Annotated in this window: 7 protein-coding genes and 2 pseudogenes; 4 read left to right on the plus strand and 5 right to left on the minus strand. The window is 34.9% G+C overall.

Features of this window, described 5'->3' with window-relative positions; translation table 11 throughout:
- The first annotated feature begins 63 nt into the window (after positions 1-63).
- Genes ACWM1W_RS00455 through ACWM1W_RS00465 form a run of 3 tightly spaced genes read left to right on the plus strand, consistent with a single transcriptional unit; the run spans position 64 to position 3,554 of the window.
- On the plus strand, positions 64-768 hold the full coding sequence (locus ACWM1W_RS00455) for a fimbrial biogenesis chaperone (RefSeq protein ID WP_159123840.1): 705 nt from the start codon (positions 64-66) through the stop codon (positions 766-768).
- 22 nt (positions 769-790) lie between these two features.
- Positions 791-3,124 (plus strand): fimbria/pilus outer membrane usher protein, encoded by a 2,334-nt coding sequence (locus ACWM1W_RS00460; RefSeq protein WP_461603285.1) that lies wholly within the window; start codon positions 791-793, stop codon positions 3,122-3,124.
- 13 nt (positions 3,125-3,137) lie between these two features.
- Positions 3,138-3,554 carry a hypothetical protein gene (locus ACWM1W_RS00465; protein WP_159123838.1) on the plus strand — a complete coding sequence of 139 codons (417 nt, stop codon included), beginning with the start codon at positions 3,138-3,140 and terminating at the stop codon, positions 3,552-3,554.
- A gap of 249 nt (positions 3,555-3,803) precedes the next feature.
- Here the strand turns inward: ACWM1W_RS00465 and ACWM1W_RS00470 are convergent.
- A pseudogene (locus ACWM1W_RS00470) lies at positions 3,804-4,333 on the minus strand (IS66 family transposase); the annotation flags it as partial.
- A gap of 85 nt (positions 4,334-4,418) precedes the next feature.
- On the opposite strand from ACWM1W_RS00470, the pseudogene ACWM1W_RS00475 reads away from it, so the two are divergent.
- Positions 4,419-4,535: pseudogene (locus ACWM1W_RS00475) on the plus strand (IS30 family transposase); the annotation flags it as partial.
- Between the two features lie 20 nt (positions 4,536-4,555).
- Here ACWM1W_RS00475 and ACWM1W_RS00480 read toward each other — a convergent pair.
- The 4 genes from ACWM1W_RS00480 to ACWM1W_RS00495 form a co-directional block, all read right to left on the minus strand.
- Complete coding sequence (locus tag ACWM1W_RS00480) at positions 4,556-5,926, minus strand: phosphohexomutase domain-containing protein (RefSeq protein WP_166135073.1); 1,371 nt, start codon at positions 5,924-5,926, stop codon at positions 4,556-4,558.
- Positions 5,927-6,243: 317 nt separating this feature from the next.
- Positions 6,244-7,866, minus strand: coding sequence for a Tn7-like element transposition protein TnsE (locus ACWM1W_RS00485; RefSeq protein WP_257224500.1), 1,623 nt, complete (start codon positions 7,864-7,866; stop codon positions 6,244-6,246).
- The gene (locus ACWM1W_RS00490; protein WP_340835840.1) at positions 7,854-9,392 is read right to left on the minus strand and encodes a TnsD family Tn7-like transposition protein; all 1,539 of its coding nucleotides are present in this window, start codon (positions 9,390-9,392) and stop codon (positions 7,854-7,856) included. Before ACWM1W_RS00490 ends, ACWM1W_RS00485 begins: the two co-directional genes overlap by 13 nt.
- Positions 9,393-9,394: 2 nt before the next feature.
- A complete protein-coding gene (locus ACWM1W_RS00495; protein WP_166135080.1) occupies positions 9,395-11,077 on the minus strand; it encodes an AAA family ATPase in 1,683 nt (560 codons plus the stop codon).
- Between the last annotated feature and the right edge of the window lie 5 nt (positions 11,078-11,082).

The raw sequence follows: 11,082 nt of genomic DNA on the forward strand, positions 1-11,082 counted from the left end.
CCTAACCTAACATTTATGTTGGGTTAGGTTGCCTTATTATATTTTTAAGTGGAAAATTATAATATGAGAAAAATAGCTAAATTATTTATTATATCTTTTTTTTCTATGACTGGGGTAAAGGCTGATGTGGCAATTGATCCAGTACAAATGTATATACTTAATGATACAAAACAAAAAACAATAACACTTACTTTAGAATCTATAAATGAAGCAGAAAAAAAGATATTTGAAATAAAAGCATTTAAATGGGATCAAAATAATAAAGGTGAAGACGTGTTGGAGAAGGATAACACTCTTATTATTAATCCAAGAAATTTTATTTTGAAACCTAATGGAAAACAAGTTATACGTGTTGGGTTTAATCGTCCAATAGCATCTGTATTAGATGGTAGGGAAGAGGGTGCCTGGCGTATTATAATTGAGGAATTACCTCAGCCTGTAAAAGAATCATCTATTACTTTTTTGATGAATTTTAACCTGCCATTATTTATTGGAAAGCAAGATAACCTAAAATTAAATTTTAATATTGAAAATGATAAGCTTGTAGTTAAAAATAAAGCAAAATCTCATGTTCAAATTTCAAAGTTACAAATTTTAGACTCGAATAAGAAAGAAGTTTTTACTAGCAATAATATGAAATATGCACTTGAAGATAAGAATATTTTCTATGAGTTGGGAGGAGTTAAAATAAATAATCCTCAGAATTATTTTGTTAAATTAATAACAGATAAGTCAAATGATGAAGTAGAGTTAAAGCTTATGGATTAAAATTATAATCAAGGATTATATTATGCAGTTAAACAGAAAAATAATTTTTTTAGCCAATATTTTATTCTTATGTAATGCTAATGCTAACCAGAATCCTGATGAAGAGTTTTTTGCTAATCTCTGGATAAATGAGCTTCATCATAATATAGATATTATTTTAATAAAAAGTGATAATAATTTTTATATAGAGTGTAGTGTGTTGTTGGAACGAGACATTGATATATCTAAATTATCAAAAATGGCTTCTCGGGATGAGTTTTGTCTTATTTCAGATCAGAATATTCAATCGAATTTTGATGTCTCTGAGCAAACAATTAATCTGACGATACCTACTCCTCTATTTAAGTCAAGTACACAGATTTCTCAGTTACAGACTATGCCAGAGAAAGCCAGCTTTGGAAGTTTTGTAAATTATGATTTTACCTATTTAAATTCAAAAATACACAGACAAACAAATTCTGTATATAACGGCATGACAGAGCTCGGTATTTTTAAAGATTATTGGATATTTAAGAACTCAATAGCTTATTATAATCATCCTTTGAATGAGTATTTTACTCGACTCAGTACTAGTGTTGACTTTGAATTTCCTAAAAGTATGACTCAGCTTACTTTAGGAGATACAACTACAGTATATAATCCATTAATTAATTCTTTACGTTTTGCCGGTTTAAACTGGGGAACTAATTTTACTGAGCGACCAAATTTTATTTATTGGAATACTCCAACCTTACAGGGAAGTGCACGTGTTCCTTCTACAGTTGATTTGTATATTAATGGGGTAAGTATATATAGTCAAAGAGTCAGTCCTGGTGATTTTAATCTTCAAACTGGTGCACAAATTCAACAGGCAGGGAATGCACAAATTGTCGTTGAAGATGTGCTAGGGAATAGAAGCGTACAAAGTTTTCCTATTCTGGTTACAAATCAGTTATTAAGACCCAATCTCAGTGAATATAATATTTCATTAGGAAAGTTACGTTATAACTATAATATAGAAAGTGATGACTATCGTGATTTTTTCTCTAACTTTTATTATCGTTATGGGGTATCTAATCGGACAACACTTGGTTCTAATTTTTCTTATAGCGAAGACTTGCAAAATTTAGGCTTTCTATGGACTCAAGCGATTAGTCATTATTTGGTTTTGGATAGTGTTGTTCAAGTTTCACATGATGAACTTAATAAGTTTAATTATTCATATGGATTATCTGCTGCAAAGGATTTTGGAAGAGTTTCACTTGGTGCAAGTGCAAAATATACAGAAAGAGATTTTAAATATTTAGGTGATGCTCTGGATAACTTTTATACTTATCCTAAGTATGAGTATTTAATTTATGGAGGAATGAGCAATATTCCTCTCCTACATAATATTTATTTGAATTATGCTGCCCAGAGTTTTCATCAGCAAGAAATACGCGTGGAAGATGAGATTCCTTTATTTTTTCAAAATGATCGTAAAACTTTAAATTTAGGGTTTAATCGTCGGTTAGGTAGGAAGGGGAGCCTAGGTTTAAGTTATTTTAGCTCATTCGGTGATGATCGGGATTCTGGAGTTGTCTTATCACTCAGTTATAGTTTTGATGATGATAAAGCAGTTTATTTTAGTCATTCAACAGAGGAAAGAACTAAATTACAATTTGTTAAAAGTAATCCTAATCAGGTTGGATTTGACTATGAAACAGGTGTAAATAGGCTGGATGATGAAACACTATATAATTTTAATGGGCGATTGAAAACAGATGTTGGGGATTTAGGTTTTTATCATATAGAAGGAGATAATGAGTCTGAATCACAACTAAATTATCGTGGAGCGGTTATTTTTCTGAATAATAAATTTAATTTTACCAAGTTGGTTGATAATGCATTTTCTGTTGTTAGTGTAGGAGATTATCAGGATGTCGATGTTCTAAGGTCTTTATCTGTAGTAGACAAGACGAATAAGAAAGGCTATACCTTTGTTCATGATATAATCCCTTATGTAAATTATGATATTGGTTTTGATCAGAATCAGTTACCTGTTGAAGATAAAATTCCTTATGCAACCAAGAGGCTTACCGCTTTAGATCAGCGGGGCTATATTATTAACTTTCCTATATATAATACAAAACAGGTCACGATTTTACCTGTGGATAGTAATAATAAATTTACAGCTGGTTCAGAATTATATATCAATAATGATGGTGGGGAGGTTTATCCTATCTCGTCTGATGGTACGGTCACATTATATGGGCTTATTCCAAATACTTACAATATTAAAATCACCAGCACTGAATCTAAAACTTGCTTTGCACAATTAATGGTTACAGAAAATCAAAAAGAAGAAAGCGGACTATCTACGCTTATCTGTAAATAAAGGATGAAAAATAATGAAACTTAAATTTATTATACTTATGTTCTCTCTATTATTGACCAATCTAAGTCATGCCCAACGTTGTCAGATTGAACGGTCGACAGCATCAGAACTTAAATTGAATTCTTCTTATCTGAGTCAAGCTGCGACTTCATTTATTGTAAGGTGTGATAGCAGTTATGCTATTCAATTTAATTCTAAAAACTTAACCAGCACTAATGGCAGCAGTTATTTGGTTAATGAGCGCAATCATAAAATAAGAACACAAATGTATATTTCTGGGGCGACCTCATCTCGTTGGAATATGCCGATATCTCAACCGGCAACTAACCTAAATAAATTTGTTGTATTGGTACAGCTGGCTGAGCAACCTTCTGCCTTGACTCCAGCTGGAGTTTATAAAGATAGTTTATATGTGGATCTTATCTACTAAATACTTATATTTAGGACAGCCCTGGTAATCCCCCCTACAAATAATAGGATCTAAAATTAGAATTTTTTCTATACAAGTAGGAGCTTCTGCATGAAAACATCTAAATTTACTGACAGTCAGATCATCATGTCCATCTTGAAACAGGCATAGTCAGAGACACCTGTAACTGCGCTTTGTCGTGAACAATGGTATGAGTAATGCCACCTTTTATAAATAGCGTGCCAAATATGGCGGTATGGATACATCATTATTGCCATCATCGAGATATCGACTTAAAGCTAGCCAACGCTTCAGACTGTAATTGATTGCCTTGGCGGTTGGAGAACTCGATGGCACCGTCAAATAATGTTGGTTGAGCTATTCATACAATTGTTGCATCACCAGTTGACTATGTTGTTATCGGTATTCGCGGCGGTGTTCTGCTGTACCCTCGGTCTTTTTCCTGAGTTCAGCTTCTATGGCATACAGTTTCTGAATCAGCACTAATGCCTGTTCAGCAATCTGACTTTTCCTGGTCACATGCAGTTCATGGAATTTACGACGTGCATGCGCCATGCAGCCACCTCAATGACCTGGCCTGATTTAAAGCGTGCTTTATAACCACTGTAATCATCACAGACCAGATGGCCCTGCCAGCCTTTCAGGAACTCTTCAGCATGCTGACCTGAACGGCTATCCTGAAAGTCATAGATTACCGCATGAACTGGATTGTACTGTGTGGTGGCATAGGCCCACACATAACCTTTCTTCGGTTTTTTCTCATCATCGCCCATCTGCATGAATCACCTACTTTTGCAGCATAAGCTGTTTTAAAGCATTATTCTGAATGAGGTTCAAAAAAGTGCTGGAAGTTACGGCTATGGTTATATTGCAGAAATCACTCACCGCCTTAATCACCGCCCAAGAAAAAGACTCGGCTTTAAAAGTTCGAGTCAGGTATTATGGCAACAACATGGTGTTGCACTTCAAATGCTAATCTAAGTTGTTAATGAATATTTTAATTAACTTTGAATTAGCTGAGTTAACTCATCAACATAGTCTTGCATCGGTCGCGGGTTACGATTACGACGGCTTTCAATATTCAAACGCAGTAAAGGTTCAGTATTCGATGCACGGACATTAAAACGCCATGCACCAAAATCCAGACTCACTCCATCCGTCTGGTCGATAGCAGGTTTTTGATCGGCATAATGATCAAAGAGTTTTTGAATCGTGGTTTGAGTATCTGCAACTTTAAAGTTGATCTCACCTGAACATGGGAATTTGGCAATCATTTCTTCGACTAGAGAGGATAATGATTTTCCTGTTTCAGATAGTACCGCTATTGCCAGTAACCATGGAATCATACCGCTATCACAATAGGCAAAGTCACGGAAATAGTGATGGGCACTCATTTCACCGCCATAAACCGCATTATGTTCACGCATTTTTTCTTTAATGAAAGAATGGCCTGATTTGGATTGAATTGCTTCACCTTTGAATTGTTCAACAATATCAAAGGTATTCCAGACTAAACGTGGATCATGCACGATTTTCTCGCCAGCCTGTTTCAGTAAGAAGGCTTGAGCTAAAAGACCGACAATATAATAGCCTTCAATAAACTGGCCTTTTTCATCGAATAAGAAACAGCGGTCAAAGTCACCATCCCAGGCAATACCCATGTCTGCTTGATGTTCTAATACTGCATTACGGGTGCTGTCACGGTTTTCAATTAAAATCGGGTTAGGGATTCCGTTGGGGAAATTGCCATCGGCTTCATTGTGAATTTTCACGAATTTCACTGGAATCTGCAGCTGTTGAAACTTCTGTTCGATTGCATCAACGACATGACCTGCAGCACCATTGCCGGCATTCATCACCAGTTTCATCGGGCTGATTTTTGCCGGATCAATATAAGTCATCAGGTGATCAATAAACTCAGGCAAAATATTGTATTTTTCAGTATGCCCTTTTTGTGCAACTTCAATAAACTGACCTGATTCAGCTAAAGCCTGAATCTCTTTAAGACCAGTAGCTGCACTGATTGGACGTGCATTTTCACGTACCAATTTCATGCCATTATAGTCCATAGGGTTATGACTGGCCGTCACTTCAATACCACCCTGCACATCGAGGTGGAAGGCACCAAAATAGACTTCTTCAGTCCCTGTCATGCCAAGATCAAGCACATTGACTCCAGCATCATTTAAACCACGAATGGTGGCTTGTTTTAAGCCGTCACTGCTGAGGCGTATATCACAGCCAATCACTACAGTTTTCGGTTGGTAGATCTGTCCATAGGCACGACCAATTTTATAGGCAATCTCTTCATTCAGCTCGGTGCTGAGTTTGCCGCGAATATCATAGGCTTTAAAGCAAGTCAGTTGTGTCATGTGATTTCTCAAAATTCGCAAAAAAGAGTCGAAGGTATAAAGTATTGAAATAGTATAGAGATAATGTGGCAAGATTAAAAAACAAAAAACCCCATAAAAAATTACAGAGGTTTTAGGATATAGATTCAAGCGAGCTAAAGTCTTTTATTCAAAGATAATTTAGAAACATTCCCACTGAGGCTAAACCATAACGTTTGTCTAAACGTGAAGCGGTAACGCCATTGTAGAGGAAGGTGATATCACCGACAAAATTATGCTGGAATATTTGACCTTCGACAAATCGGTAGGTACGGTTCAGTATCCTTATCTACACTGTCTCATTCTTTTCTAATTTTTTTAAGTAATTCCTTAATTATTTTATCGAATCGTTCAACCCATCGTTCGAACTCCTGACTTGATTCATTAAGTTCATTTAGATTTTTAGGATGATGTAAGGTTTTTGCCAAACCATAGTCTGCAAAATATTTTAAAGTCGGCCATCTTAGTGAACACTGCATAATTTTTTTCATCATTGCTTCAATTGATGTCTCATCAAACTCTTTTATATCATTTAAGCAGAGGACTAGGGTTGAAAGTTTTTTCACATTATCTGTGACATCTATTTCAAAGATTATGAAATTGTGATCGAATAGTTTATCCAACCTGTAAATCATTAGAGAGCGCTTGTTTCCATCCAAAGTTATGTGGAGTTTAGATCGCTGCAATCTAGGAAGTTTATAGAGTTTTGAGGTTGTCGCCTTAATATTATTTTGCTCAATAAACTTTTCTATCATGAATCTGAAGGCTTCAAAACGATCCATAAGCAAATCTAAATTATTACTCTCATCTTCTAAACCCTCAAATTCACCACGACCAATTGTTCCAACCCTAGTCGCTTCATCAGTCCCTACAGCATCATAGTCTTGGATTTCCTCTTCCAGCGAAGGCAAGGATGTGTTCTTGGCTCTTTTTTTATTATAAATTTTACGGGTGAGAACTGGATCGGAAAAGCTGAGTAATACAGGATAGCTAGGCAAAGTAAGGATTTTACGATCACTATTAGCCTCTTGACTATCATCAATTTCTGGAGATTCGGACTCTTGTCGGGTTGAGTAAGTACCTGATTTCCCTGTAGACGATGTATTTTTATTTTGAGTAAATCGCGAACTAGAAAAATCAATCTTCTTGGGTAAGTTCGATTCTAATCCTTTAATCTCTACAATTTCATTGATATAAATTTGATTCAATTTTTTAGAATAATAGGCTTTAACAGTTATTTCTACATTTGCTAAAGAAGGGGGATCAAAATTGAAATACCACCATTCTTTATTTGTACCTTGTATTTTTTCACTAAAAAAATGAGTAGCAATACTTTCATAGCTTCTTCTGATTTCAGGGTTGATTAAAATCCAAGCGAGTAAGTTGCGCATGCCAGGATGATTATATTGAGATGGGGGAAAATTACTCGAGGATAGTTCTGTAATCAGCACATGGTTTTCTGAAACTCTTTGAACGTCAAATTCCAGACTTAAAAAATTTTGTGAAAGTGCATTTCTCGCAAAATAAGCATTATGAAAAAATAATGCTCTAGCAAGTTCCAATTGTGGCAAATGTACAATTGTATTTTTAAATTTTTGATCAAGGTCAGTTAATTTCTGTGTGAGTTGAAATTGTTTTGTCGCAATATTATTGCTGACCTGCCATTTTGTGAGATCGCTAATTTTAAATTTTAGTGTTAAATGATTTTCATCTTTCAATTCAACTGAGGAATTTAAGCATCTCCGTTGTGCGACCAAGTGCATGCTTGAAAATCGAGTATGTTTAAAAAACCTTTGTTTTTCATATTCTAATCCGAGATTAATATTCCAATCTCTCTCTTGTTTATTCTTAAAAATTGCCCCAATATATGAAATTCTAGCGTTTAACGGAAAACCCCTAATAACCAAAATTAATTCTCCCAATGAATAAGTTTAATAACGTTCGTTAAAAAATTATTTGCTTCAGTTTTTATTCTTTCTTCACTTAAACCCGATTTTCGTAAGATGATCCAGCGTGACAGTTGTTCATTTGCTGAATATGATTGCAGTAATACTCGGGTTAGTCGCCTAATCTGAAAGCAGCTAATATCCTCATTATATTGATCTAAAAACTGTTTAGTTAATGGCAAATTATCTAAATTTTTTTCAATAGTAGCTGGATTCCTAAGTTGCTTGATCCACCAGTTTCTCGATTTTCTAGGTAAATCCAAGTTTTCTATAAGTTGTTGTTTAATCTTGATTAATAGTTTAACGGTTTCAAGATCACGTGTATCCCAATCAATTTTATTTCCTGTAGGTATGTGAGGTTGCTGATAATGACTGTTTGTTTCAAGTAGCCATTCTTGATCATTGCGATAGAGCCATGCATATAGAGCACTATTTTGTTTTCTTGATGCATTGATGCTGTCTTGATTGATTGCCTCAAGCCATTTTTTTCGTTTTTCTAATATAATTGTATTTTGAGATTCTGTTATATCCGAGGATTGTAATTTTATAGATTGTGGTTTAATGACTGGTTGTAAAGAATTAACAGTTACTAAGATCTCATTAAATGACCACTCTCTACCGGCATTCATAGCTTCAATTACAATTAAATGTTGAAGATAGCTAAAACATTTACGATGTTTTCGGAAAATACTACGTAGCCAACTATTTTCAGAACTGAAATTGTCCAAATGATATTGTTTTAAAAACTGTTTAGACCAGCGGGTCGAAATTTTTTCATAAATGGATTCATATAAAATATGAGAGTTTCCTCGGACACAATTATTTTGATGGGCAAGTTTCTTATAAAAAAGACTCCATTGCTCAAAACTTGCAGATTGTTTTGGACAAAGCTGTAAAAGCTCATCTACTTTTTTACAGATGAACAGATCATCTAATTTGGCTGCTGACTGAGTGACAATCGGGCAGTTTTTAACATCAGCTGCAATAAATTCATGTTTGTGTGGTGACCTAAACTCTATATTTGTTTGTATAAGTTCACCATGTTTTTGACAACAAGTAACACCTTGGACTTGCCAAAGTCTGGACCAATAGTATTCTTTATATTGTTTAAGCTGTTCATTTATACATCCTGGGCAATATTGCAAATAGGTGGGAGTTGCTATGTAAGATGCATTAATTCCTAGGGCTAAATGTACTGAACCATTTGATTTATTCAGCATCCATTGCATGCATTCTTGTCTTCGCTCTTCTGGAACAAATGGGGCATAAAGAGGAAAAAGAGTATGCTGATAAATTAGTTTTTCTGCATCAAATTGTGTTTCAGGTAACAGCTTTAAAATTTTTGATAAATTTGCGGGCAAATCTATTGTCGCTACAACTTCACGATCTTGGAAAATCTCATCTAAAAGTTGTTTTGGGCTATTAATTGCTAATCGTATTCCAGCTCTAGCAACTGAACTATAGATTAACTCATTAGCATAAGGAACCGGAAAATTTAGCATATTTATCCTGCCTCTTTTATTAAAGTCTCCATATTGATGACATAATCAGTCTGGTTTTTTAGATGTTCATAAAAGCTTTGTTTATTTTCTTTCTGACTGAACTGAAAACGTAAATCATCATTATCAAGAGAGTGCCATAATTTGGATTGAATTCTCTGTTTTCTTATCTTTTGTGTATCTTGTGGTTTATTTGCACTAGAAGGTGAAGAGAACTCCTCATTTTGCTCATGCAGCCAGCTTAGGATAATCGGCATTACTGATTTCATGTCAAATTTAGGATTCTCTCGGAATACTTTTTTAACTAGAGGTGCTAATAAATTTGATTCGTATCCCAGCTCAATCAGTAGGCGATGTAAATGAATAGATTCTTGATGTCCATCATAGATATCAATATCTTCCATGAACTCTTTTTTTTGCTCTAGTTTTGCTTGTAAGAGGAGTAGCTTTTTATCAACTTCGGGAATAATCAGATCGGAAAATTGTGAAATTTGTTCGGCATCACCTGAGCGTAGCGCTTTAATCATTGGGTGAATTGGGATTAAATCTTGTTCATATGTCTGTTTCAGTAATTTTACCGTGATACGCTCCAGCCCTGATTCAATTGCTCTCATTTGGGCTAATACAAATAATTTAACCACAATATCTGGAATGCCTTGGCTGAGATCATACCAGCAGTTCCTGATTTCTTCACTTATCATAAGATCTGCTTTTTTGAGCCACTGATACTTCCAAAGTGCTTCAGTAAATCCGACCCATTCTGATTTAATTATTTTTTTTGTCTGTGGGTGAATAAAGTTTTCTTCATTTTTAATCTGTTCCCACAGAATTGAGCCTAATCCCACCCCTCGTCTAGCAGATCTCAAATCATCTTCAAAAATAAATCGAGCTTTTGGTGTGCCAACCATCACGACTGGCAAGCCAACCACATTAACCAAAGTGACAAAGAAATTCAGCATTTTATCTGCACCTCCAGACTTGTTCACACTTAGATGCTGAATTTCATCAATAATAAGCAATCCAATTGCATGTAAATTGGCAATCTGGCGCATTAAGTTGAGTAATGTTTCAATACCATGTCTTTTTAATGCATATTTTCTTTCATAATCAGACCCTAGTGCTTGATCGATTGCTCTGAAAAAATGTAGGCACAAACTTTTTAAAGAGCCATCATGTGGGCAATCAATTTTTAAATAAACAATTTGCGTAAAATTATATTTTTCATGAAAAATGACCTGAGGATAAGTAGCGAGAATTCGATTTAATGTAGTAGTTTTGCCACTTCCTGAACAGCCAATAAAACACATACTTCGTGCAGTGGACTTAGCTGCTTCAAAGCGAATGGCATTTACATCACCAGTCATCATTCGCTCATAACCATTCTGTAGATGTGAATTAAGAGAGCCATTTGCAAGATTACGCCCTACGTAACCTTCACGAAGTATAATGGAGAGTTTTTGTTCCAATTGAATATGCCGTGCAATCGGTTGAAAAAAATTATTCATCAATTGAGCAATTAGGTGACCTCTAACTACACCTGATTCATGTTTTTCTGATGGGTTAATGGTAATTGTACTTTTTAGTGCATTTTTCACCTCTGAAAATTCACGTACAGGTGGTAATGCTTCTATAAGAGGATTTCCTTGATACTGCCCAAAACTTGGATGATAAACTGCATTAACTTTCATTTTTA

The organism is Acinetobacter sp. TW_SC_4, assembly GCF_054861205.1.